This is a genomic window from Sphaerisporangium siamense (genome assembly GCF_014205275.1).
Taxonomy (GTDB): Bacteria; Actinomycetota; Actinomycetes; order Streptosporangiales; family Streptosporangiaceae; genus Sphaerisporangium; species Sphaerisporangium siamense.
Genome location: NZ_JACHND010000001.1, coordinates 7495100 through 7518354, shown reverse-complemented (window position 1 = coordinate 7518354; position 23255 = coordinate 7495100). Strand labels below are relative to the sequence as shown.

The window sequence follows — 23255 nt, the reverse complement described above, 5'->3', positions numbered from 1 at the left end:
GTCTCTCTCACACCCGAGGTGAAGGATGCAGGTCCACGAGCAGGACACGTCCACGTTCCACGCGATGCCGGGCGTGATGACGTCGATCGGCCACCACAAGCCGCTGCTCGACGCCATGTCGCCCCGTGACATGACCGGGCTGGCCGCCGTCGGGCACGGCCTGCTCGTGCACGAGCACATCGCTCCCCTCTACGGCGTAGAGCTGTCCGACGAGGACCGCGCCCCCGTCCACATCCGCCCGGTGGAGCTTCTGCTGGACGAGATCGTCGCCCGCGACGACCGCCCCCTGGCCATCGCCCGGCCCCCCGCCATGCGCGTCGCGGGCAACTGCCGCCACTTCGCCGTGCTGATGGTCGCCATGCTGCGGGCCAGGGGAGTCCCGGCGCGGGCGCGCTGCGGCTTCGCCTCCTACTTCGTCGACGGCGCGTTCGAGGACCATTGGGTCTGCGAGTACTGGAACGCCGGGCGGCGGCAGTGGGTCCTGGTCGATCCGCAGATCGACGACCTCCAGCTCGGCATGTTCCCGATCGACTTCGACGTCGCCGACGTCCCCCGCGACCGCTTCCTCACGGCCGGCGACGCCTGGCTCCAGTGCCGCGCCGGCGCGCTCGATCCGGCCAGGTTCGGACTGTCCGCGATCAACGAGACGGGCGACTGGTGGATCGCCGGCAACCTGATGCGCGACACCGCCGCCCTGCTCAGCGTCGAACTCCTCCCATGGGACGTCTGGGGCGCCATGCCCGAACCCCACACCCCCATCAAGGACGAACTGCTGTCCCTCTTCGACCACCTCGCCACCCTCACCCGGACCCCCGACTCCACCTTCACCGACCTCCGCGCCCTCTACCACGACGACGCCCGCCTGTCCGTCCCCCCCACCGTCCACAACGCGATCCTCGGCCGCGACGAGACGCTGTGACGCCATCCGGCGACCACCGACACCGGCGACCTCGCGGGCAGGCTGCGGACGGTCCACACCACAGCCCCCGCGAGCAGGTCGTCCCCGGTCGGTCGCCCTGGCACCGTGACGCGGGACGGATCTTCGATGTGCGCTGGAGAAGGTCGCACGGATGATCTCGTTATGCTCCATGGGTGCGCGTCCGGAGACTTCACGACTGGCCTGCGACGATCCCCGAGGCACGAGCCGTGCAGGAGCGCCTGCGCCCTCTGGCCGACCTCACCGACCTCGGCCCGCGCGACGTTGAACTCGTCGCGGGTCTGGACGTCGCGTACGCGGCCGACGGCGATCACCTGACGGCCGCCGTGGCCGTGCTCCGCGTCTCGACGCTGGAGGTGGTCGAGCGCGTCACCGTCTCCGGCCGCGTCCGTTTCCCCTATGTCCCCGGCCTCTTCGCCTTCCGCGAGCTGCCGTCCCTCGTGGACGCCTTGGAGAAGCTCCAGACGACGCCGGACCTCCTCCTCTGCGACGGCTACGGCGTCGCGCACCCGCACCGCTTCGGCCTGGCCTGCCACCTCGGCGTCCTCGCCGACCTGCCCACCATCGGCGTGGCCAAGACCGCGTTCATCGGCGCCTACGAGATGCCCGCCCCATCCCGAGGCGCATGGTCCCCCATCAGGGATGATGACGAGACCCTCGGCAGAGCACTACGCACAAGGCAGAACGTCAAACCGATCTTCGTCTCCCAAGGCCACCGCATGACCCTCGACATCGCCTGCCACCACCTCCTCACCCTGACCCCGAAGTACCGCATCCCCGCCCCCCTCCGCCACGCCGACCACCTCTCCCGCCACGGCGTTTGACCTGTCTATTCCGGCGGGAGTCGGCCGGAGACGATCCTGGCGATGTTCTCCAGGGCCACACCAGGTCTCAAGTAATCGCTGTGGCCGTCGTTTCCGGCGGCGAACACCCTCGCGCCGAACTCGGGGGAGACCGGATCGGCGCCGAATCCGACCGTGACGAAGGGCAGGGGTAATCGCGTGTGCGGCACGCCCCCGATCCAGTCGCCGAGGCTTCGCCCGGCCCAGACGGTCGCCCGGGTGCGCAGCGCGGCCACGTCGTCCACCCCGACGCCGGCGCTGGCATACAGGACGATGTCGGCGACATCGAGCCCGTCGGCGGCCCGGGCGCAGACGACGGACCCGTAGGAGTGGCACAGCAAGGAGATCCGCGCGTCGGGCTTGATCGCGGTAAGTTCGCGGACGAAGGACCGTAAGCCGGGCGCCGCCTCGTCCGCGCGCCCGGTGGTCACCGCCGGGAGGCTCACCGTGCTCGGTGTGCGGTACCCGAGCCAGGCGATCACAGCCGACCGGTCACCGAGCCGCGCCTGCAGCCGAAGGGAACCGCCGCGCAAAAGTCCGTACTTGTCGAGATTGGTATCCGCCCCCGGGACGATCACGGCGATCCGCTCGGCCCGCGACAGATCACCGAACACCTCGACGGCACGGCCCCCATCACGTCCGTCGAACGACAGGAACGCCCGCGCGGGATCCGCCATCCCCCGCAGCATCGAGGCCCGCCACCGATTACCGTCCCCGGCCGCCATACGCTCCGCCGCCCGAATAGACCCCCGGCTGACGGCGTACCGCTCCGCCAGCGCCGTAGGACTCGCGGCCCGCAACGGCGGCACCGCGGCCGGTACCGGCGCCCGCACACCCGCGGCCCGCGCCGCGCCCGTCAACGGCACCGCCACCGACGCCACCACAACCCCACCCAACAACGCCCGCCCCAGCCGCCCACCAACGAGCCGCACCCCGCCAACCCGCGCCATACCGAGCAGCGCCGAAACGAGCCCAGCCAGTTTCTGCCAGGCCGTTGTACTGGTACTGGTCACCTGACTGACAGTGCCGCGCGGCGGTTCTCCGGCACATCGGACCGTCGCCTGCATTCACCGGCCCGCAGGTACGCCACGGGTGTACGACCGTGGTCTGATGCCCGACGCGAAGCCGCGCGCCTACGATGCGTCCATGCACGTCACCCCGCAGCTTCCTTTGCTGAAGCGCGTGCCGCCGGCCGCCTGGACGGCGCTCGCCTGGTGCGCGGGCGTCGTGTTCACCTTCCTCATGCGGGTCAGGCTGCCCGGCGAGGAGGAGCCCGCCATCCGGGCCGGCTACTTGCTCTACCGATGGGACGGCCTGACGTTCCTCGTGGTGGCGACCGCCCTCGCCCTGGCCGGCGCCGTCCTCCTGCGATCCCGGCCGATCTCGGCGCTCGCCCTCGAACTCACCGCCTCCACCCTCGCGACGCTCCCGCTGGGCGTGGGAGAGATCCCCATGGCCCAGTTCCTGGCCGTGGACGTCGTGCTGTGCTTCATCGCGGCCACTCGCCCGCGCCGGACCGGAGTCCTCGCCGTGACCGTCGCCCTCACCACGCTCGCCTGCTACGTCACCGTACGGCTGCTGCTCGGCTGGACCATTGGCACCTCCGCCGAACTGGCCGTCGCACTGACCGCCGTCATCGCCTGGCTGGCCGGCGACTCGACGCGCCAGGCCCGCGAGTACGCCCAACGGCTGAGCGCCCAGGCCGCGGCCCAGGCCGTCACCGGCGAGCGCCTCCGCATCGCCCGCGAACTGCACGATATGGTCGCGCACAGCATCGGCATCATCGCCCTCCAGGCCGGCGCGGCACGCCGAGTCATCGACACCCAGCCGCCCCGGGCACGTGAGGCACTCGGCGAGATCGAAACCGTCGGCCGTGAGGCGCTGTCCGGCCTGCGACGCATGCTCGGCGCCCTCCGCCAGCCCGACACGGAACCGGCGGCGTCATCGCTCGGCCAGACCGACCGGAAAGCAGCCATGGCGGCGCTCCACCAGACCGACCCACAAGCAGCGGCGGACCTCGTCGCGCCACTCTCCCCGGCCCCCGGCCTCGCGGACGTCACGCGCCTTGTCGGGACGACGACCGACGCCGGCGTTCACGTCGACGTCCAGTGGCACGGCGAACGGCGTCCCCTGCCTCCCGAGATCGACATCTCCGCCTATCGCATCATCCAAGAGGCGCTCACCAACGTCATCCGCCATGCCCACACTCGAACCTGCCGGCTCTCCATCGCCTACCACCCCGAAGACCTCTCCATCGAAGTCCACAACGACGCCGCCAACATCCCTCTCCCCCCGAACGGGCACACGGCGCATGCCGTGGCCGCGGACGGACCCGGATGGCAGACCGGCGGCGCAGACGCGCCCAGAGTCGGATACGAACTACCCGATCGCGGATACGGCCTAGTCGGAATGCGCGAGCGCGTCACCCTCCTACGCGGCGAGTTCTCGGCAGGCCCCTGCCCCCAAGGCGGCTTTCGAGTAACGGCCAACCTCCCCGCACCGGCAGGAGTCCGATGACCGATTGCGGCGGAGGCACGGTGACCGATGGCCGTGGGTGGCTCAGCTGCCCCATAGTGGCGGGGGTGCGGTGGCGGGTAGCGATGGAGGTGCGGTGACCGCAGGCTGGGGCCGGTGACCGGCAGTGGCGGAGGTCCGATGCTTGAAACCGAAGCGACTCCGACGACCGTACGCGTCGTGCTCGTCGATGACCAACCGCTGGTCCGGGCCGCCCTGCGCATGGTCATCGCCGATGTCCCTGATCTCGATGTCGTCGGCGAGGCCGGAACCGGTACGGAGGCCGTCGAACTCACCGAGAAGACCCGGCCCGACATCGTCGTGATGGACATCCGCATGCCGGGAATGGACGGCGTAGCCGCCACCAAGCAGATCATGAGCGGCCCCACCGACGCCCGCGTCATCGTCCTCACCACCTTCGACGACGACGATTACGTCTACGGCGCCCTCCGGGCCGGGGCCTCCGGCTTCCTCGTCAAGGACATGGCTCTGGAAGAGATCCTCACCGCGATCCGCGTCGTGGCCGCCGGCGACGCTTTGATCGCCCCCAGCGTCACCCGCCGCCTGATCGAAGTCTTCGCCGAACGCCCCCCGGCGCCCCCACCGCGCCGCCCCCTCGACGGCATCACCGACCGCGAACGCGAAGTCCTCACCCTCGTAGGCCGCGGCCTCTCCAACCACGAAATAGCCGCCGACCTGTACATCAGCGTCGCCACCGTGAAGACCTACGTGACCCGCCTCCTCACCAAGCTGAACGCCCGCGACCGAGTCCACCTGGTGATCACCGCCTACGACTCCGGCCTCGTCACCCCACATCACTGACCAGCGGCTTCTACTTGCCCGTCGGTGCATCAAAACGGCCGAGTCATTCTTGTACGACGACCCAGCCCTCCATGTCGTAGTCAATGGAGTACGCCGACGCGGACACGCCGTATACGACATCCTTCCGAAGTTCGATGTCGTATTCATCGACCTCCGGTTCGAAACCACACGCCCGACATGGCTCCGCAATGGCGAAAATGTAAACATGCGCCATACCAGGCACACCCTCGTCGTACTGATCCCCCCGCCAGGCGAGGGCATCTCCGATGTCATAGCTGTACAGATCAAGCTCGCCATATTTGAACTGCACCCAGCGATCGACATCACTACCACAACTCGCACAACGCGCCGACCCGGGCAGCCGTAACCTGTTGAACATTCCCACGCAGCCATGTCCTATCAATGAGACCGTTTAGGATACGTTCTGCCAGTTTCTCGGTAGAGTGCTCCGGCTACGATGTCAGTCCCGCAGTGGCTCAACGGTGAACACGCGGGCGGCCTCCGCCTCGGTCGCCGCGCGAACCTGGACGAAGTCATTCTCGTTGCGCAGGATGGTGACGATTCCGGTGAGCAGCGTGCTCTGGCGGAGAACGTCACGGGCGATGACCTGTCGATCGACCGATAACACGTCGGCGTGGGCGTTCCCGTCGCTCGCCCATACCCAGGCACGGCCGCTGAACCCGCGATCGGGTCCGCTCAGGACCGTGCGTACGCTCGAAGCCTCCAAGCGGAGGGTGGGGGTTCCCCAGCATGTCGTGCTGCAGGTCGGCCAGTGTGTCCTTTATGCGCTGACTCAGGTCGAGCCTTTCCCGGGGGAGGCTGATGCTGCCTGGGGCTTCACGGCTCGGGACGCGCTCCGGTTGAGCGGGTGGGGAGAACCTGACCAGCACTCCGGTCGGGGGGACCGGTTCGGGCAGCGGGTGCAGCGCGGGCCATGGCACAGTCTGCGGTGCGGCGGAGCCGGGTTCGAGCGGAAGGATCTCGCCCATCTTGGCGAGGACCCGCCCGTCCCCCTCCGGTTCCGCGCGTAGAGCCGGACCGGCGGCGTCGGCCAGCGGCCAGAACCGCAGGAGCCAGGACTCCTCGACGGCTTCGGTCACGGTCTCGTCGTAGTCGGCAGCTTGGGTGCGCACGGTGCCGGCGTAGGCACGCAGGCCGTAGGCGAAGAACGGCGGCCCCAGCAGCAGCATCTGCCCTGAGGGACTGTGCATGGGGCCGCACAGGAGCACGATGCCGCCCGGACTCAGATAGATCACCTGTCCGGCCTCCGCCCAGGGGTCGCCAGGTGCCGGAGGCTCGGCGTCCCAGGCCTCCATCCACACGTGCGCCTTTCTCGCCCATCCTGGCTTTTCATGCCGACCTGCCCCAGGGCGACCTGGTCGGGCTCGACCAGCAACGCACCCGCCTCGACCTCCGGCTCGACTACATGGTCACCACCGAATCCGTCGAACAGATCGAAACGGCCGTAGGAGATCGGCACCTCGTCCTCGACACTACGGATCAATTCAGCCATCCGCGTTGCGCTGCGTTCGGTTCACATCCGGCACAGTGGCTCTGCCGGTCATAGCTGGGCCAACCAGTCGGCGATGATGGCGAAGTCGGTGTGCGTGAGGCCACGGCGCGGGTCAACGCGATGCAGGAGAGCCTGGCGGCCGTGGTGTGCGGCTACCCAGGCGCGATCAGCCTCAGCGATTTCGTCATCGACCCAGATGAACGGACGGCCGGCCGCCCAGTCGACCAGGCCCCGGGTCTTCCAGTGCAGAGGCCCCTCATCTTCCGCGTCCGCCCAGTCCACGACGGGTAACTCGGGCAGGCCGAGCAACGGACTGATCACTTCATTCGCCTCGGCCATCCATGTCGTCGCCCACACGAGGTCGCACGGTAACCCCGACAACTGCGATCCGTGTCGAGGATCGATCCTGGCGAGCAGCGGATTCGATCCTGTCGGCAGTGACCGTGGCCCTACTGATATGCCTGAGTGTCCACCTGGACGCAGTCCGGGGTCCCCGAATGGAATGAGCGGCCCATCGACGTCGAGGAACAGTATTGGACGGTTCACGGGACCAGCCATCGTCACAGGATAACAATGGCCGTCGGGAGGAGGCACCACTCGATAGCGAGGTTGCAGCGCCCGATGCTCAGGTTGCGACGAGGCGAACGAGACGTATCTGCTGTGCGTCAGGCATCCCGTGCGACTGCTCGGCAGTGGGACCGGACACCAGTTGGCGCACATGCGCCTTGGGCGAAATGCGGCGTCCTCGTCGTCCGCCGTCTCCGGCGGGACGCCGAGGACGCCCATTAGACCGTGATCACCAACTGGCCTGTTTTTGCAGGCCAGTGCTGCGGAGTTTGAATTCGAAGGTCATGCCAAACGCAGCACTGCCTCGATGAATTGGATGGGAGGCGAGTACGAATGCGCCTCCATGTAGTGGATCGCGAGGGTCGGCGCCACGTATGTCACGTTCCCTGTCGTCGCGATGTGGATTTCGCCGGTTCCCAGCCAGGCGAACCCCTTTTTGTTACCTGATGATGGGATCTTGATGGGCGACTCCACGTCGCAGAACTCGCAGTAATGAAGTCCTCGCATCACGTTCTTCGGCTCGGCAGCGAGACGGTGCAGAACCTCGAGAACTTCAGGAGGGCATGGCCCTGTATTGAACTGCTGATTTCTTCCCAGCCATCCGATGTTGAGCATTGTTGGAGTCGGATTCGGGGTGGATCCGCATCCCGAATCTTCCCAGTACGTGTACGGCGAAAGATCTGAATACTCGGTCATCTATCTCACTTCTTGACAGGCGGCCCAGTGGCAGGCGCCCATTTTGCGCTTGAGTAGCTCGCTCAGGCTGGTCGCAGTATCAACCGTGTGAGATCCTTGGCGAATGGTAAGTCCCACGGGGGGTTTGAGAGTGTAGTTGGGTATCGACTCTCCGGGGCCGTAGATCCGCACTGGCTTTCGGCCGGTTCCTGTCTCGATGCCGAGCCCGACGATGTCAGGGATCTTTCCGCCGTGCTCCGCGTAGACATAGACGCTTGTTCCTTCGGGGACGATCGTCTCACCTGAGCCGACTCGATACTCGCCGTGTCCGGTCCTGCGATTCCCTGCCGCCGAGTGGTCCACCTTTCGCGGGAGTCTGAAGTCGGGCATATAGGTGTCTACGAACTCGGGAGTAGTCCAACGTCCTTTCCCCCGGCGGTCAGCAAGGACGCCCTGAAGAAGATGAGCGCGAAGGCGCGGTCCTGGCGGTTGCACCGCCGGGTCAACAACACCGGGGCGGACCTCGCCCAGATGATCAATCCGGTGGTACGGGACTGGATGGCCTACTACGGAGCCTTCTACCGCCACGGGCTTGACTTGCTCCTTCGGGGGAGTCCGCGGCGACTCTCTCGCACGCGGGCAACAGCTCCGGATGCTGGTTGAGCCTGGCATAGCCCTACGGCGGTATAACCTTCCAAGCACCTGCCGCAGCTCGTCCGCCGACATACCGGGATACTCCACGACCCGCAGAATCGGAATCGCGTACGCGCGCTCGAGATCCTTCACGTACTCCAACACGCTCACGCCGTTCCCCATCCGCGCCTCTTCCGCGATGGCGGAGATCCGCTCAGGGACATCGACAGCCGCCGGGCCCCAGTCGATCACGGCCGCCAGCGGAGACACCGGCGCATTGAGATAGACGGACCAGCGAGTCGGTCGCCCCTCCAGGAAGCGGCGCCGGAACTCGTGCGTCTTCAGCCCCTGCCAGATCAGATCGAAGAACTCGGCGTGCAGCGCCATCAGCACGGGCTCAGGAATCGCCGCCCGCTCAACCTCGTCGAACAACCCCTCTTGCACCATGTAGGGCGCTCTCCATGGCCGTCACGCGCCACATCATGCGCGTTCAGCTCGGCGTACACCCGTTGTTCGCGCGGACTGGCCTGCCCAGAGAAGACAGGCGGACCTCCCCTCCGGTCGAGGTGTCCGTGGCAGCAGCGATTCGATGGCCTGATCAGACTTGTCGTACACCGCCGTGGACACCCCCCGGGGGGCGCTGCGACGACGTGGCCCCTCCGTGACTGTCGTCCGGCTGGCGTAGCGTGCCTGTCAGCGCCGGTCGGTGATGGTGATGAGGGGGAGGAAGGTGGTAGAGAGAGCGTGGTGGTGGCCGCCGCGCGGGCGGGGGAGGAGAACGCGTTCGCGGTGCTTGTCGCGCGCCACCGGGCGGAACTGCGGGTGCACTTTTAGCAGATGCTCGGCTCGCCGGTACGACCAGGCCCGGAAGGTCGAGCGCCCCTCGAAGCCGCGGACGTTCTTCCACGCGAGGAGGAACGTCTTCTGCACCACGTCATCGGCCTCCTCCGACCTGTGGTTTCGCGTGGCCGGGTGAGGGTATGACGAAACGCCGCGTCCGTGATGGGCGCGGCGTTCGTGTGAATTCGGCCTGTTCGGCCTGATTGGCCTGCCTGTGGAACTACTTGGCGGCCTGCAGGGCGGCCGCGCGCTTGGCGATGGCCGACTTGCGGTTGGCCGCCTGGTTCTTGTGAATGACGCCCTTGCTGGCGGCCTTGTCGAGCTGGCGGGCGGCGGCGCGCATGAGCGTGGCGGCCTCCTCCGCGTTGCCCTGGTCGGCGGCCTCGCGGAACTTGCGGACGGCCGTCTTCAGGGACGACTTGACGGCCTTGTTACGCAGCCGGGCCTTCTCGTTCTGCCGGTTGCGCTTGATCTGGGACTTGATGTTCGCCACGAAGAAGCCTCGGTGAAAGTCGGTCGGATTGGTGGGCGCGCGGGCAGAGAGGGCGCGCCACACGCAGAGGAACAGGCTACCAACATGCCGAGTGAGCCCTCAAATCAGCGACCCGAGAGACCACGGCACACACCTGCGCCGTCCATCTTAACCCGGCGACGAGCTTGTCGCTCTTGGTGCCCGGTAAACTGGGGGGAAGAGCGCGGCCCCGGCGCTCCGGCGATGCGACGCCGGTGTGCGACCGCGCTGCTCTGCTGTCCGGGATGACGCCCCCGGGGACGACCCGGCGCGTCACGAAGGACACCGGCTGGCCCGCCAGCCGCCCGATCATCGTCTACCTGCCGAAACGGACCCCGGTGCGCACCCAGCCTGGCCAGACCGACCCCGCGCTGATCCGCAACTTCTGCATCATCGCGCACATCGACCACGGCAAGTCCACGCTCGCCGACCGGATGTTGCAGCTCACCGGCGTGGTCGACGACCGGCAGATGCGCGCGCAGTACCTCGACCGCATGGACATCGAGCGCGAGCGCGGCATCACGATCAAGTCGCAGGCCGTGCGCCTCCCATGGGACGGCCACGTGCTCAACATGATCGACACTCCGGGCCACGTGGACTTCACCTACGAGGTGTCCCGGTCGCTGGAGGCGTGCGAGGGCGCCGTCCTGCTGGTCGACGCCGCCCAGGGCATCGAGGCGCAGACCCTGGCCAACCTCTACCTGGCCATGAACGCCGACCTGCACATCATCCCGGTGCTCAACAAGATCGACCTGCCGGCCGCCCAGCCCGACAAGTACGCGGAGGAGCTGGCGCACCTCATCGGCTGCGAGCCGTCCGACGTGCTGCGGGTGTCGGGCAAGACCGGCGTGGGCGTGGCGGAGCTGCTCGACCACGTCGTGGCGCAGGTCCCCGCCCCGGTGGGCGACGCCGCGGCGCCCGCCCGCGCGCTGATCTTCGACTCGGTGTACGACACCTACCGCGGCGTGGTCACCTACGTCCGCGTGGTGGACGGGCAGCTCTCCAAGCGCGAGCGCACGATCATGATGTCCACCGGCGCCGCGCACGAGACGCTGGAGATCGGCGTCATCTCGCCCGAGCCGGTGCCCGCCGCCTCGCTCGGCGTCGGCGAGGTCGGCTACCTGATCACCGGTGTGAAGGACGTACGCCAGGCCCGCGTGGGCGACACGGTCACCTCCGTCGTCCGTCCGGCCGCGGAGGCCCTCGGCGGGTACGAGCACCCGAGGCCCATGGTCTACTCGGGCCTCTATCCGATCGACGGCGACGAGTACACCGAGCTGCGCGAGGCCCTGGACAAACTGCGCCTCAACGACGCGGCCCTCGTGTACGAGCCCGAGACCTCGGCGGCGCTCGGCTTCGGCTTCCGCTGCGGCTTCCTCGGCCTGCTCCACATGGAGATCGTCCGCGAGCGGCTTGAGCGCGAGTTCAACCTGTCGCTGATCTCCACGGCGCCCAACGTCATCTACCGGGTCGTCATGGAGGACGGCAAGGAGCTCGTCGTCACCAACCCCTCGGAGTTCCCGGCCGGCAAGATCGCCCAGATCTTCGAGCCGGTGGTGAAGGCGACGGTGCTGTCCCCGTCCGACCACATCGGCGCGATCATGGAGCTGTGCCAGGGCCGCCGCGGCTCGCTGCTCGGCATGGACTACCTGTCGGAGGACCGGGTCGAGATCCGCTACATGCTGCCGCTCGCCGAGATCATCTTCGACTTCTTCGACCAGCTCAAGTCCCGCACCCGCGGGTACGCCTCGCTGGACTACGAGCCCTCGGGCGAGCAGGAGGCCGACCTGGTCAAGGTGGACATCCTGCTCCAGGGGGAGGCCGTCGACGCCTTCAGCGCGATCGTGCACCGCGAGAAGGCCTACTCCTACGGGGTCGAGATGGCCAAGAAGCTCAAGGAGCTGATCCCGCGGCAGCAGTTCGAGGTGCCGATCCAGGCGGCCATCGGCGCCCGGGTCATCGCCCGCGAGAACATCCGCGCCATGCGCAAGGACGTCCTCGCCAAGTGTTACGGCGGTGACATCAGCCGGAAGCGCAAGCTGCTGGAGAAGCAGAAGGAGGGCAAGAAGCGCATGAAGATGGTCGGGCGCGTCGAGGTCCCCCAGGAGGCGTTCGTCGCCGCGCTGTCCACCGAGGGCTCCGCCGCCGACAAGGCCGGCAAGAAGTAGTCCCGTGCCTTCCGCGCTCTTGGACGGCGACCCGGTCCCCGCGTCGGGGGCGCTGCCCGACAGCGCCCGCGAGGGGCTCGGCACGCGCCCCTTCGGGTTCTACGTGCACGTGCCGTTCTGCGTCACGCGCTGCGGCTACTGCGACTTCAACACCTACACCGCCGCCGAGCTCGGCCCCGGCGCCTCGCGTGCCGACTACGCCGCCACGGCCGTCGAGGAGGTGCGGCTGGCCCGCCGCGTGCTCGGGGACGCCGACCTGCCGGTCCGCACGGTCTTCTTCGGCGGGGGCACGCCCACCCTGCTGCCCGCCGGCGACCTGACGCGGGTGCTGCGCGCGATCGGCGACGAGTTCGGGCTCGCGCCGGACGCCGAGGTCACCACCGAGGCCAACCCCGAGTCGGTCGGCCCGGCCGCGCTGGAGGCGTTGCGCGCCGGGGGCTTCACCCGGATCAGCTTCGGCATGCAGAGCGCGCGCGAGCACGTCCTGGCCGTCCTCGACCGACGCCACACCCCCGGCCGGCCCGCCGAGGCCGTCCGGGAAGCCCGCGCCGCCGGGTTCGCGCACGTCAACCTGGACCTGATCTACGGAACTCCCGGCGAGAGCGACGACGACTGGCGCGCCTCGCTGGCCGCCGCGATCGACGCGGGTCCCGACCACGTCTCGGCGTACTCGCTGATCGTGGAGGACGGCACCCGTCTCGCCGCCCGCATCCGCAGGGGCGAGCTGCCCATGCCCGACGACGACGTGGCCGCCGACCGCTACCTGATCGCCGACGCGATGCTCGCGGCGGCCGGCTTCTCCTGGTACGAGGTCTCCAACTGGGCGGCCTCCGAGCCCGCCCGCTGCCGCCACAACCTGCTGTACTGGACCGGCGGCGACTGGTGGGGCGTCGGCCCCGGCGCGCACGGCCACGTCGGCGGCACGCGCTGGTGGAACGTCAAGCACCCCGCCGCGTACGCCGCGCGCCTGGCCGAGGGGCGTTCCCCGGCCCACGCCCGCGAGGTGCTGGCCCCCGAGGACCGGTACGTGGAGCGGCTGATGCTGGAGCTGCGGCTGGACTCGGGCTTCCCCGTGGCGGAGATCGGCCCGGACGCCCGCACGGCCCTCGCCCGCGCGCTCGGCGACGGCCTGCTCGACCCGGGGCCGTTCCGCGCGGGCCGCGCCGTCCTCACCCTGAAGGGCCGCCTGCTCGCCGACGCGCTGGTCCGCGACCTGACCTGAGCGGGCCCGTGGGACCCCGGAAAGGCCGGGCGAGGGTCAGGAGGCGTTCTCGGCCGTCACGAAGTCGATCAGTTCCTCGACGCGGCCGAGCAGCTCGGGTTCCAGGTCGGCGTAGCCGCGTACGGAGCCGAGGATGCGCCGCCAGGCGTCGGCGGGCTCGCCGCGCCAGCCGAGGGCGGCGATCACGCCTTCCTTCCAGGGGATGCCGCGCGGCACCTGCGGCCAGGCGGGGATGCCCACCACGGAGGGCTTGACGGCCTGCCACACGTCCACGAACGGGTGGCCCACCACGAGCACGTGCGGCGAGGTGACCTCGGCGGCGATGCGGCTCTCCTTGGACCCGGCCACCAGGTGGTCCACCAGCACCCCGAGGCGGCGCCCGGGGCCGGGGCCGAACTCGTCGACGATCGCCGGCAGGTCGTCCACCCCTTCGAGGTACTCGACGACGACGCCCTCCACGCGCAGGTCGTGGCCCCAGATCTTCTCGACCAGGGAGGCGTCGTGGACGCCCTCGACGTAGATGCGGCTCTCCTTGGCGACCCGCGCCTTCAGCCCGGCGACCGCGATCGATCCCGACGCGCTGCGCGCCGGGCCGGACGCGGCGGAGGGGGCCGGGCGCACCAGCGTGACCGGCTCGCCCTCCAGCAGGAAGGCCGCGGGGGCGAGCGGGAACAGCCGCCGCCGCCCGAAGCGGTCCTCCAGCGTTACGGCCTCCTTGTCGCAGGCCACGACGGCGCCGCAGAAGCCGCCGCCGGCGTCCTCGACCACGAGGCCGGGTTCGGCGGGCACCTGGGGGATCTTCCCGCGCAGGGGCCTGCGCCAGTCGCCGGCGAGCACGTCACGTCCGTAGTCCCGCATAACCGGGCACGCTAGCAAAATCAGACCCGCGGATGCGGCCCCTGGGGCGCCTGCGGCCACGCGCCGCGCGTCTCGGCGGTGCGGGCGGCACGGGCACGGCGGCGCCGGACGACGATCACGATCGTGACGATCGACGCGAACAGGAAGCCCGCGAGGGGGATCAGGAACAGGGCCGCCGCGCCCTTGGCGAAGCCGCCGGCGCTGGCGGTCAGGCGCTTGCCGATCCCGAAGAGGACCTTCCCGCCCTGGGTCTCACAGCTGATCTGGTAGGTGCCGGCCGCGGGCACGGTGATGTCGAACATGCCCTCCCAGGTGCGCCCGTTCGCCGTGATCGTCTGACGGATGGTCGTCGGGGTGAGCTTCACGGGCTGCCCCGTGAGGTCCTGGGCGAGGCAGGTCACGTTGGTCGGCCCGGACGCCGAGGCGTACAGGACGGGCTGGTCCAGCGGGTTCAGGGGGGCGGACACCTTGCCGCCGCTCTGGAAGACATGGGTCGGGGCGATCTGCTCGACGGCGCCCACGAAGCCGCTGAAACCCGCCCAGACGCCCACGACGACGCTGAGGGCGAAGACGAGCCAGGCGAGCGGGATCCACCGCCTGCGGGGACGCAGCGGGGCCGCCGGCTGCGGGACGCCCGGGACGCCGTACGCCGGGCCGCCGGGCGGTGGTCCGGAGACGGGGCCGCCCGGGGGCGGCACGGGACCCCGCGGCGGGCCGCCGGGGGGCGGGGCGGTGGGGCCGCCCGCCGGGGGAGGGCCGTACGCGGGGCCGCCGGGGAGGGGACCGCCGTGCGGGCGGGGGCCGCCGGGCGGGGGAACAGGGGGCCGGCCGTGGTGTTCCGGGGGGCCCTGGTGGGGGATCCGGGGTGCCGGGCCGCCCGGACCTGGCTCTTTCTCGGTCATGATCCCAGTGTGGACGACGGGCCTTGTCATCAGATAGCAAGTGGCTTGTCACTGACCGGGTGAGGTCGTGCCATCGTCTTATCGCACGCCGGCGGCCGGGGCCGTACACTTGGCACTCAGGAACACAGAGTGCCAGCCAGCTGTGCACGCAGGCACGATCGCGAGGCAGGAGGTGAGCACGTTGCTCGACGACCGTAAGCTGGCCGTCCTGCGCGCCGTTGTCGAAGATTACGTGTCCACCAACGAGCCGGTCGGGTCCAAGGCGTTGGCCGAGCGCCACAATCTGGGCGTCTCCCCGGCCACCGTCCGCAACGACATGGCCGTGCTCGAGGAGCAGGGGTACATCACGCAGCCGCACACCAGCGCGGGCCGCGTGCCGACCGACAAGGGTTACCGGCTGTTCGTCGACAGGCTGTCCCAGATCAAGCCGCTGTCGGCCGCGGAACGCCGGGCGATCGAGACGTTCCTCGCCGGCGCCGTCGATCTCGACGACGTCGTCACGCGCACGGTCCGGCTGCTCGCCCAGCTCACCCGTCAGGTCGCGGTGGTCCAGTACCCCTCGCTGACCCGCTCGACGGTGCGCCATGTCGAGCTGGTGCCGCTCGCCGAGCGGCGCATCATGCTGGTGCTGATCACCAACACCGGCCGGGTGGAGCAGCGTGTCGTCGACCTTCCCGAGGTGGTGGGCGACGATCGCATCGCGCATCTGCGGGCGCTGCTGAACGCCTCGCTGGACGGGTGCGGGCTCAACCGCGTGCCCGACACGATCGCCGATCTGCCCGAGCGGCTTCCCGAGGAAGAGCGCCCGGTGGCGGCCACTATCCTGTCGGTGTTGCTGGAGACTCTGGTCGACCGCCACGAGGAGAAGATCATCTTCGCCGGGGCGGCCAACCTCGCGGGCGACTTCACCGTCGGCCTGCGCGATGTTCTCGAAGCCCTGGAAGAGCAGGTCGTGCTCATGCGGCTGCTCGGCGAGGCGGACGAACATTCCGCGCTCATGGTGCGCATCGGTTCGGAGAACCCGTACTCGGGTCTTCACGGCACCTCGATCGTCGCCGCAGGATACGGTTCGGGCGACAACGAACTGGCTCGGCTCGGAGTGCTGGGCCCGACGCGAATGGACTACCCGGTGACTATGGGAGCGGTGCGCGCGGTGGCGCGCTATGTCGGCCAGATCCTGGCGGGGTCCTAGGTGGCCCGCGACTATTACGGCATCCTCGGGGTCCGCCGTGACGCCAGTCAGGACGAGATCAAGAAGGCGTACCGCCGGCTCGCCCGCGAGCTGCACCCCGACGTCAACCCCGACCCCGAGACGCAGGAGCGTTTCAAGGAGATCAACCAGGCGTACGAGGTCCTGTCGGACCCGAACAAGCGCCAGATGTTCGATCTCGGCGCCGACCCGATGGGCGGGGGAGCGGGCGCGGGCGCCGCGGGCTTCGGCGCGGGCTTCCCGTTCAGCGACATCATGGACGCCTTCTTCGGCGGGGCCGGCGCCACGCGCGGCGGGCCGCGGTCCCGGGCCAGGCGCGGGCGCAACGCGACCATCCGCGTCGAGCTGGACCTGTCGGAGTCCGCGTTCGGCACCACGCGCGAGCTGGTCGTCGACACCGCCGTGCTGTGCGGGGTCTGCTCGGGGTCCGGCGCCGCGCCGGGCACCCACCCCGACACCTGCGACATGTGCCACGGCCGTGGCGAGGTTTCGCAGGTCACCCGGTCGTTCCTCGGCCAGGTGATGACGTCGCGGCCGTGCCCGCAGTGCGGCGGCTTCGGCTCGATCATCTCCCACCCCTGCCAGGAGTGCTCCGGCGACGGCCGCGTGCGCACCCGCCGCACCATCAAGGTGCGCATCCCCGCCGGCGTCGAGGACGGCACCCACATCCAGCTCGCCGGCGAGGGCGAGGTCGGCCCCGGCGGTGGCCCCCCCGGCGACCTCTTCCTGGAGATCGTCGAGCGTCCGCACTCCACCTTCGAGCGCCGCGGCGACGACCTGCACTGCACCGTCCAGATCCCCATGACCGCCGCCGCCCTTGGCACCATCCTCACGGTGGAGACCCTGGACGGCGCCGAGGAGATCGACGTGCGCCCCGGCACCCAGTCCGGGCAGGTCATCCCCCTCTACAGCCGGGGTGTGCAGCGGCTCAACGAGACCGGCAGGGGTGACCTGCTGATCCACGTCAACGTCGAGACCCCGCACCGGCTCGACCCCGCGCAGGAGGAACTGCTCAAAGAGCTGGCCAAGCTGCGCGGCGAGGAACGCCCGCCCGGCAAGTTCGCGCCCGGGCAGCAGGGCTTCTTCTCCCGGCTCAGGGACGCCTTCAACGGCCGCTGACGCGGGCCCGGTCCTTCCGGGCCCCCGTGGCGCCCGGGAGGCGCAGGAGCGCGGCTAAGGTTTGCGGGTGAGCGTCCCCGTGTTCCTCGTCGGCGACCTGTCCGGCGACGAGATCCTCCTGTCCGGCCCCGAGGGGCGGCACGCCGCCACCGTCCGCAGGCTGCGCGCCGGGGAGCGCGTCGACCTCACCGACGGCAGGGGCGCGGTCGCCGAGTGCGCCGTGGAGTCCGCCGGCAAGGACGCGCTGCGGCTGCGGGTGCTCGGCCGGTACGAGGTCCCCGCGCCCGCGCCGCGCCTGGTCGTCGTGCAGGGCCTGCCCAAGGGCGACCGGGGCGAGCTGGCCGTCGAGATGATGACCGAGGCCGGGGTGGACGTCATCGTGCCGTGGGCCGCGGCGCGCTGCGTGACGCAGTGGAAGGGCGAGCGCGCGGGCAAGGCGCTGGCCCGCTGGAGGTCGGCGGCCAGGGAGGCGGGCAAGCAGGCCAGGCGCTTCCACCTGCCGGAGGTCGCCGAGCAGGCCACGACCGCCGAGGTCGCGCGGCTGATCGAGGACGCCTCGGCCGCCGCGGTGCTGCACGAGGAGGCCGCCGAGCCCTTGTCCCGGCTGCCGGTGCCGTCGGCGGAGGACGGCGGCGACATCGTGATCGTCGTCGGGCCCGAGGGCGGCGTCACCGACGACGAGATCGCCGCGTTCCAGGAGGCCGGGGCCACCGCGGCGCTGCTCGGGCCCACCGTCCTGCGCACCTCGACGGCGGGCGTGGCCGCGGCGGCGGTGCTGCTCGCCCGCACCGGCCGCTGGTAGGCACAAGGACGCCACCGAAGCGCGAAAGGGCCCGCACGCGCCGCTCCACGCCCCCTGGGGGCGATGGGAGCGCGCCTGCGGGCCTTTCGCGTCAGCTCTGCAGGGTCTCCGACGTGAGCGTCCCCGTGGAGCCTTCCGCCGTCATCTGCGGGGTGGCGGAGGGAGGCGTGCTCGCCGTCGGGGTCGGCGTGCAGCTGTGGCAGGGCTCCGGGGTCGTGGTCGCCGTCGGCGTGGGCGGCGGCACCTTGGTCGTGGTCGGCGTCGGAGTCGGCGTGGGCTTCCGCGACGGCCCTGGCCGGGTGGTCTCCTCGGGAGACCCACCGGTCGGCGAGGGCGAGGCGCAGGGCCCCACCGACTCCAGGGCGCCCGGCTCCGCCGGGGGCGGGACCGCCGTCGGGCAGTCCGAGCCCGGCGTGGGCGACGGCGTCGGCTTGATCGTCGGAGTCGGCGCCGCCGAGGTCGTCGCGCCCGGCACCGCGGGCTGCGTGCCGGTCACGGGCCGGCGGTTGGGATCGACCCAGGGCCTGCGCGTGCTCGACTCGTCGGGCGGGTCGGTGGTGAACTCGACCTGCACGATGGGGTGCTGGTCGGGGGTGAACTGCTCGCGCAGGTTGGGCACGAGCATCACCACGGTGGCGGCCACCAGGACCGCGCCCAGCGCCGACGCGCCGGCACGCCACCAGAAGACGCCTCGCAGGCCGCGCGTGCCGCGCTGCTCGATGCGGGTGCGAATGATCTCCAGTCCGTCCGCGGACGGGACGACAGACTCCGCCTCCGCGCGCAAGACACGGCGCAAGATCTCGCCGGACTCGTCGGGGGCCTCGGTCATGACAATTGCTCCAGTACAGTGCGTAGTGCGGCCATTCCGCGGGCTGTGTGGCTCTTCACCGCACCCTTGCTGATGCCCATGGCATCAGCGATCTCCGCTTCCGAAAGGTCGCCGTAATACCGCAGCACCAAGGCTTCGCGCTGTCTGGTGGGCAGGCCGCGCAGCGCCTCGATGACGGCCGACCGCTCAAGCTCGCCGATGGCCCCGTTCTCCGCGCTCGGCGCGTCGGGCAGGCCCTTGGGAGCGTACTTCTCCACGACGGCGCGATGGCGCAGCACGGAGCGGGATCGGTTCACGACCGATTGGCGCAGGTAGGCGAGTGCCTTGTCGGGGTCGCGCAGGCGGCGCCACGCTCCGTGGAGGGCGACGAAGGCGTCCTGGACGACTTCCTCCGCGGTCGCGGTGTCGCGTACCAACAGCACGGCGAGACGCACGAGCGACCGATAGTGGGCGCTGTAAAGCGCCGTAACGGCCGTGTCGGCGTCCCACCCGACGGGCACCGCCCCCATCGACCTTTCGGCCACGAGGGTCTCGGTGGTCACATCTGTTGGACGCGCGGCCTTCCCAGAGGGTTTACGCTCTGCCGGTTCTTTAGGGGGCATGACCCAGTTGTGTCCTCGACGGTGGCCTCGCCGACACTGAACGTTGTCTGCCGCTGAAGTGTCGCACATCAACCCTAGCCGGGAGGATCTTTCGGCGGGACCACCGCGGGATTACCGATTGGCAACGGAGGTGACTACCATTCCGCCGTGACAGACTGCCTGTTCTGCAAGATCGTCAGCGGGGACGTCCCCGCCACGATCGTCCACGAGACCGCGCGCACGGTCGCCTTCCGGGACGTCAACCCGCAGGCGCCCACGCACGTGCTGGTCATCCCCAAGGGCCACTACGAGAACGCCGCGGCGCTCGCGGCGGCCGACGACGGCCTCGCCGACGAGGTCCTGACGGCCGCCCACGCGATCGCCGTCCAGGAAGGCGTGGCCGAGGACGGCTACCGCTTCGTGTTCAACACCGGCCCCGCCGCGGGTCAGACGGTGTTCCACGTGCACGGACACGTGCTGGGCGGCCGGACGATGCACTGGCCTCCCGGCTGATCCTCCCGGGGCTCCGAGGGGCGCGCACCTGGCCTGCGGGAAGGGCGCGTCCCGGATACGATGGGCCTTGGTCAGCGGCGCGGCCGGGCCGGGTGCGAGACGTCACCGAAGGGCGTCATCGACGGACATCTCGGTCATCCGGGCGAGCGCGACCAGGCATCCACTTCGAACCCGCAGACAGCAGCACATCCAGACCGGGAGGCGAGCAGGCCGCAAGGGCCGCCCATGTCCGAGTCACAAGAACCCCGCGGTGCCGCCAGGAACGGCGCACCCGCCACCGAACCTCCACGCGCCAAGGGCCCGTCCCGCACCCAGGCCAAAGTGGTGATCCCGGACGATCACTCCATGGTGACCATCCTGGGCTCCCGTGACGAGCTCCTGCGGGTCATCGAAGGCGCCTTCCGCGCCGACGTCCACGTGCGCGGCAACGAGATCACCATCAGCGGCAGCCCCGAGGAGAGCAGCCTCGTCGTGCGGCTGTTCGAAGAGATGGTCGAGCTCGTCAGGTCCGGGGCCCAGCTCACCACCGACGCCGTCGAGCGCAGCATCGCCATGCTCCGCATGAGCTCCGGCCGCCCCGCCGACGTGCTCTCCCTGGACATCCTGTCCTCCCGCGGCCGCACGATCCGCCCCAAGACGGTGAACCAGAAGCGCTACGTCGACGCGATCGACAAGCACACCATCGTCTTCGGCATCGGCCCCGCCGGCACGGGCAAGACCTACCTGGCCATGGCCAAGGCCGTGAAGGCCCTGCAGGCCAAAGAGGTCAACCGCATCATCCTCACCCGTCCCGCGGTCGAGGCCGGCGAGCGGCTCGGCTTCCTGCCCGGCACCCTCTACGAGAAGATCGACCCCTACCTGCGCCCGCTCTACGACGCCCTGCACGACATGCTCGACCCCGACTCGATCCCGCGCCTGATGGCCGCTGGCACGATCGAGGTCGCCCCGCTCGCGTACATGCGCGGGCGCACGCTCAACGACGCCTTCATCATCCTGGACGAGGCGCAGAACACCTCGCCCGAGCAGATGAAGATGTTCCTCACGCGCCTGGGCTTCGGAGCCAAGATCGTCGTCACCGGCGACGTCACCCAGATCGACCTTCCGGGCGGGCAGCAGAGCGGCCTCAAGGTCGTCCAGGATATCCTGGATGGCATTCCGGACATCCATTTCAGCAGGCTGACGAGCGCGGACGTCGTGCGGCACAAGCTGGTGAGCGACATCATCGACGCCTACAGCCGTCACGACCTCGCGACCGCCGAGCCCCACGCCATCAAGGGCGGCAAGCGCCCGCGGGAGAGATAGAGAACGCGATGAGTATCGAGGTGGCCAACGAGTCGGGCGTCGAGGTCGACGAGACCGCGCTCGCGAAGCTGGCCGGTCATGTGCTGGGGCGCATGGGCATCCATCCTCTCGCCGAGCTCTCCATCCTCGTCGTGGACGAGCCGGCGATGTCCCAGTTGCACGAGAAGTGGATGGGCGAGCCCGGCCCGACGGACGTGCTCGCCTTCCCCATGGACGAGCTGCGGCCGAGCCCCGGCGGATCCCGCCAGGAGGGCGACGCCCCGCTCGACCCGGCGCTCCTCGGCGACGTGGTGCTGTGCCCGCAGGTCGCGGCCAGGCAGGCCGCGGAGGCCGGCCACAGCACCGCCGACGAGCTGGAGCTTCTCTGCACCCACGGCATCCTGCACCTCCTCGGCTATGACCACGCCGAGCCCGAGGAGCACGCGGAGATGTTCGGCATCCAGGGTGAGTTGCTGGACGCGTGGCGGGAGGTGCGGCGGGAGCCGTGAGTTCCCCCGGTGGGTGGCTGATCTCCGCCGCCCTTCTGATCGTCGTCGGTGGCCTGCTGGCCGGCGCGGAGACGGCGCTGACGCGCATCTCGCGCGTGCGCGCCGAGGAGTTCGTCCGCAAGGGCAGGCGCGGCGCCGAGCGCCTCCAGGCGATCGTCGCCGACCCGCCCCGCTACCTGAACCTCGTGCTGCTGCTCAGGCTGAGCTGCGAGCTGGTCGCCACGGTGGTCGCCACGCTGCTGTTCATCGACTGGCTGGGCGACGAGGGCCAGGCGTACGCCGTGGCCGCCGGCGTGATGATCGTGATCAGCTACGTCATCGTCGGCGTCTCGCCCCGGACGCTCGGCCGCCAGCACGCCGAGCCGATCGCGCTGGCCAGCGCCCCCATCGTCTACGGGCTCACCCGCATCTTCGGGCCGCTGCCCAAGCTGCTGATCCTCCTCGGCAACGCGCTGACGCCCGGCAAGGGCTTCCGCGAGGGCCCGTTCACCTCCGAGGCCGAGCTGCGCGAGCTGGTGGACCTGGCCGAGGAACGCCGGGTCATCGAGCCCGACGAGCGCCAGATGATCCACTCGGTGTTCGAGCTGGGGGACACGCTGGTCCGCGAGGTCATGGTGCCCCGCACGGACATGGTGTTCATCGAGCGCGGCAAGACCCTGTCCCAGGCCCTTTCCCTGGCGCTGCGCAGCGGCTTCTCACGCATCCCCGTGGTCGGCGAGAACGAGGACGACGTCGTCGGCATCGCCTACCTCAAGGACATCGTGCGGCGCGTCCACGAGGCCGGCGGCGACGGCGAGGCGGAGGGCGAGAAGGTCTCCTCCCTCATGCGCCCCGCCACCTACGTGCCCGAGAGCAAGCCGATCGACGAGCTGATGCGCGAGATGCAGGCGCGCCAGATCCACCTGGCGATCGTCATCGACGAGTACGGCGGCACGGCCGGCCTGGTCACGATCGAGGACGTCCTGGAGGAGATCGTCGGGGAGATCACCGACGAGTACGACCAGGAGGCCCCGCGCGTGGAGTGGCTGGAGGACGGCGGCGCCCGCGTCACCGCCCGGCTGCCGGTGGACGAGCTCGGCGAGCTGTTCGACGTCGAGCTGGACGTCGAGGACGTCGACACGGTCGGCGGCCTGCTCGCGCACGCCCTCGGCCGCGTCCCCATCGCCGGCTCCCGCGCCACCGTGGACGGCCTCACCCTCACCGCCGAGAGCACCGCCGGCCGCCGCAACCGCATCAGCACGGTCGTCGTCCACCGCGTCCCCCCACCCGAGGACCCGGCCGAGCCCACCGAAGAGGTCCCGGAGAAGTCCGGCACCTGACCGCGCCCGAGGGGCGGGCCGGGCGCCGCCCGGCTTCCGCGCGTCCACGACCGTCACCTGTTCCGCTCGCCGGGCTTCCGTCGTCCGC

General features: G+C 70.1%; 25 protein-coding genes. 13 read left to right on the top strand and 12 right to left on the bottom strand.

The genetic code is table 11. The annotated features are described in order from the left end of the window. Positions 1-25 precede the first annotated feature (25 nt). Both BJ982_RS34105 and nfi read left to right on the top strand, forming a co-directional pair. Entirely contained in the window at positions 26-919 is an 894-nt protein-coding gene (locus tag BJ982_RS34105) for a transglutaminase-like domain-containing protein (protein ID WP_203959247.1), read from the top strand. A gap of 173 nt (positions 920-1092) precedes the next feature. After that, entirely contained in the window at positions 1093-1761 is a 669-nt protein-coding gene (gene nfi / locus BJ982_RS34100; protein ID WP_184886942.1) for a deoxyribonuclease V, read from the top strand. Positions 1762-1766: 5 nt separating this feature from the next. Here nfi and BJ982_RS34095 read toward each other — a convergent pair whose 3' ends face one another. After that, positions 1767-2792 carry an alpha/beta hydrolase gene (locus BJ982_RS34095; protein ID WP_239123206.1) on the bottom strand — a complete coding sequence of 342 codons (1026 nt, stop codon included), beginning with the start codon at positions 2790-2792 and terminating at the stop codon, positions 1767-1769. A gap of 97 nt (positions 2793-2889) precedes the next feature. Between BJ982_RS34095 and BJ982_RS34090 the strand changes: the two genes are divergently transcribed. After that, positions 2890-4296 carry a sensor histidine kinase gene (locus BJ982_RS34090; RefSeq protein WP_239123208.1) on the top strand — a complete coding sequence of 469 codons (1407 nt, stop codon included), beginning with the start codon at positions 2890-2892 and terminating at the stop codon, positions 4294-4296. A 138-nt stretch (positions 4297-4434) separates the two neighbouring features. Then, a complete protein-coding gene (locus BJ982_RS34085; protein ID WP_184886940.1) occupies positions 4435-5115 on the top strand; it encodes a response regulator in 681 nt (226 codons plus the stop codon). A 43-nt stretch (positions 5116-5158) separates the two neighbouring features. On the opposite strand, the gene BJ982_RS34080 is transcribed toward BJ982_RS34085, so the two are convergent. The 7 genes from BJ982_RS34080 to rpsT all read right to left on the bottom strand — a co-directional run bounded on the left by BJ982_RS34080 (position 5159) and on the right by rpsT (position 9836). Further along, positions 5159-5500, bottom strand: coding sequence for a hypothetical protein (locus tag BJ982_RS34080; RefSeq protein ID WP_184886938.1), 342 nt, complete (start codon positions 5498-5500; stop codon positions 5159-5161). Positions 5501-5708: 208 nt separating this feature from the next. Next, positions 5709-6431, bottom strand: coding sequence for a hypothetical protein (locus tag BJ982_RS34075; protein ID WP_184886936.1), 723 nt, complete (start codon positions 6429-6431; stop codon positions 5709-5711). 245 nt (positions 6432-6676) lie between these two features. Next, a complete protein-coding gene (locus BJ982_RS41055) occupies positions 6677-7186 on the bottom strand; it encodes an HAD domain-containing protein (RefSeq protein WP_184886934.1) in 510 nt (169 codons plus the stop codon). Positions 7187-7477: 291 nt separating this feature from the next. Next, positions 7478-7891 (bottom strand): DUF7919 family protein, encoded by a 414-nt coding sequence (locus BJ982_RS34065; protein ID WP_184886932.1) that lies wholly within the window; start codon positions 7889-7891, stop codon positions 7478-7480. Next, complete coding sequence (locus tag BJ982_RS41105; RefSeq protein ID WP_239123212.1) at positions 7892-8950, bottom strand: putative adhesin; 1059 nt, start codon at positions 8948-8950, stop codon at positions 7892-7894. It abuts the gene before it with no gap. A 246-nt stretch (positions 8951-9196) separates the two neighbouring features. Beyond that, positions 9197-9547, bottom strand: coding sequence for a sigma factor (locus BJ982_RS34050; RefSeq protein WP_184889734.1), 351 nt, complete (start codon positions 9545-9547; stop codon positions 9197-9199). Between the two features lie 16 nt (positions 9548-9563). After that, positions 9564-9836: a 30S ribosomal protein S20 gene (rpsT, locus tag BJ982_RS34045; protein ID WP_184886930.1), complete on the bottom strand. Its 273-nt coding sequence runs from the start codon at positions 9834-9836 to the stop codon at positions 9564-9566. Positions 9837-10099: 263 nt separating this feature from the next. Here rpsT and lepA point away from each other — a divergent pair, with 263 nt between their 5' ends. Together lepA and hemW are read left to right on the top strand one after the other, a co-directional pair. Further along, positions 10100-12022, top strand: coding sequence for a translation elongation factor 4 (gene lepA / locus BJ982_RS34040; protein WP_184886928.1), 1923 nt, complete (start codon positions 10100-10102; stop codon positions 12020-12022). 4 nt (positions 12023-12026) lie between these two features. Further along, positions 12027-13244, top strand: coding sequence for a radical SAM family heme chaperone HemW (gene hemW, locus BJ982_RS34035; protein ID WP_184886925.1), 1218 nt, complete (start codon positions 12027-12029; stop codon positions 13242-13244). A 36-nt stretch (positions 13245-13280) separates the two neighbouring features. Here hemW and BJ982_RS34030 read toward each other — a convergent pair whose 3' ends face one another. Together BJ982_RS34030 and BJ982_RS34025 are read right to left on the bottom strand one after the other, a co-directional pair. Next, positions 13281-14102, bottom strand: coding sequence for a DUF3097 domain-containing protein (locus tag BJ982_RS34030; RefSeq protein WP_184886923.1), 822 nt, complete (start codon positions 14100-14102; stop codon positions 13281-13283). Between the two features lie 20 nt (positions 14103-14122). Beyond that, a complete protein-coding gene (locus tag BJ982_RS34025; RefSeq protein ID WP_184886921.1) occupies positions 14123-15004 on the bottom strand; it encodes a hypothetical protein in 882 nt (293 codons plus the stop codon). 181 nt (positions 15005-15185) lie between these two features. On the opposite strand from BJ982_RS34025, the gene hrcA reads away from it, so the two are divergent. From hrcA to BJ982_RS34010, 3 genes are all read left to right on the top strand, one after another. After that, positions 15186-16196, top strand: a complete 1011-nt coding sequence (gene hrcA / locus BJ982_RS34020; protein ID WP_184886919.1) for a heat-inducible transcriptional repressor HrcA — start codon at positions 15186-15188, stop codon at positions 16194-16196. Next, positions 16197-17333, top strand: a complete 1137-nt coding sequence (gene dnaJ / locus BJ982_RS34015; protein WP_184886917.1) for a molecular chaperone DnaJ — start codon at positions 16197-16199, stop codon at positions 17331-17333. It begins immediately after the preceding gene. A 67-nt stretch (positions 17334-17400) separates the two neighbouring features. Next, a complete protein-coding gene (locus tag BJ982_RS34010) occupies positions 17401-18135 on the top strand; it encodes a 16S rRNA (uracil(1498)-N(3))-methyltransferase (RefSeq protein ID WP_184886916.1) in 735 nt (244 codons plus the stop codon). 91 nt (positions 18136-18226) lie between these two features. Here BJ982_RS34010 and BJ982_RS40740 read toward each other — a convergent pair whose 3' ends face one another. Together BJ982_RS40740 and BJ982_RS34000 are read right to left on the bottom strand one after the other, a co-directional pair. Next, a complete protein-coding gene (locus BJ982_RS40740) occupies positions 18227-18964 on the bottom strand; it encodes a hypothetical protein (protein WP_275411719.1) in 738 nt (245 codons plus the stop codon). Continuing rightward, positions 18961-19473: a SigE family RNA polymerase sigma factor gene (locus BJ982_RS34000; protein ID WP_184616318.1), complete on the bottom strand. Its 513-nt coding sequence runs from the start codon at positions 19471-19473 to the stop codon at positions 18961-18963. Before BJ982_RS34000 ends, BJ982_RS40740 begins: the two co-directional genes overlap by 4 nt. A 240-nt stretch (positions 19474-19713) precedes the next feature. Between BJ982_RS34000 and BJ982_RS33995 the strand changes: the two genes are divergently transcribed. The 4 genes from BJ982_RS33995 to BJ982_RS33980 all read left to right on the top strand — a co-directional run bounded on the left by BJ982_RS33995 (position 19714) and on the right by BJ982_RS33980 (position 23167). Then, entirely contained in the window at positions 19714-20058 is a 345-nt protein-coding gene (locus tag BJ982_RS33995) for a histidine triad nucleotide-binding protein (RefSeq protein WP_184613408.1), read from the top strand. 345 nt (positions 20059-20403) lie between these two features. Then, positions 20404-21360, top strand: coding sequence for a PhoH family protein (locus BJ982_RS33990; RefSeq protein WP_239123214.1), 957 nt, complete (start codon positions 20404-20406; stop codon positions 21358-21360). A gap of 8 nt (positions 21361-21368) precedes the next feature. After that, positions 21369-21848, top strand: coding sequence for an rRNA maturation RNase YbeY (ybeY, locus tag BJ982_RS33985; RefSeq protein WP_184886912.1), 480 nt, complete (start codon positions 21369-21371; stop codon positions 21846-21848). Continuing rightward, on the top strand, positions 21845-23167 hold the full coding sequence (locus tag BJ982_RS33980) for a hemolysin family protein (RefSeq protein ID WP_184886910.1): 1323 nt from the start codon (positions 21845-21847) through the stop codon (positions 23165-23167). Before ybeY ends, BJ982_RS33980 begins: the two co-directional genes overlap by 4 nt. Positions 23168-23255 lie beyond the last annotated feature (88 nt).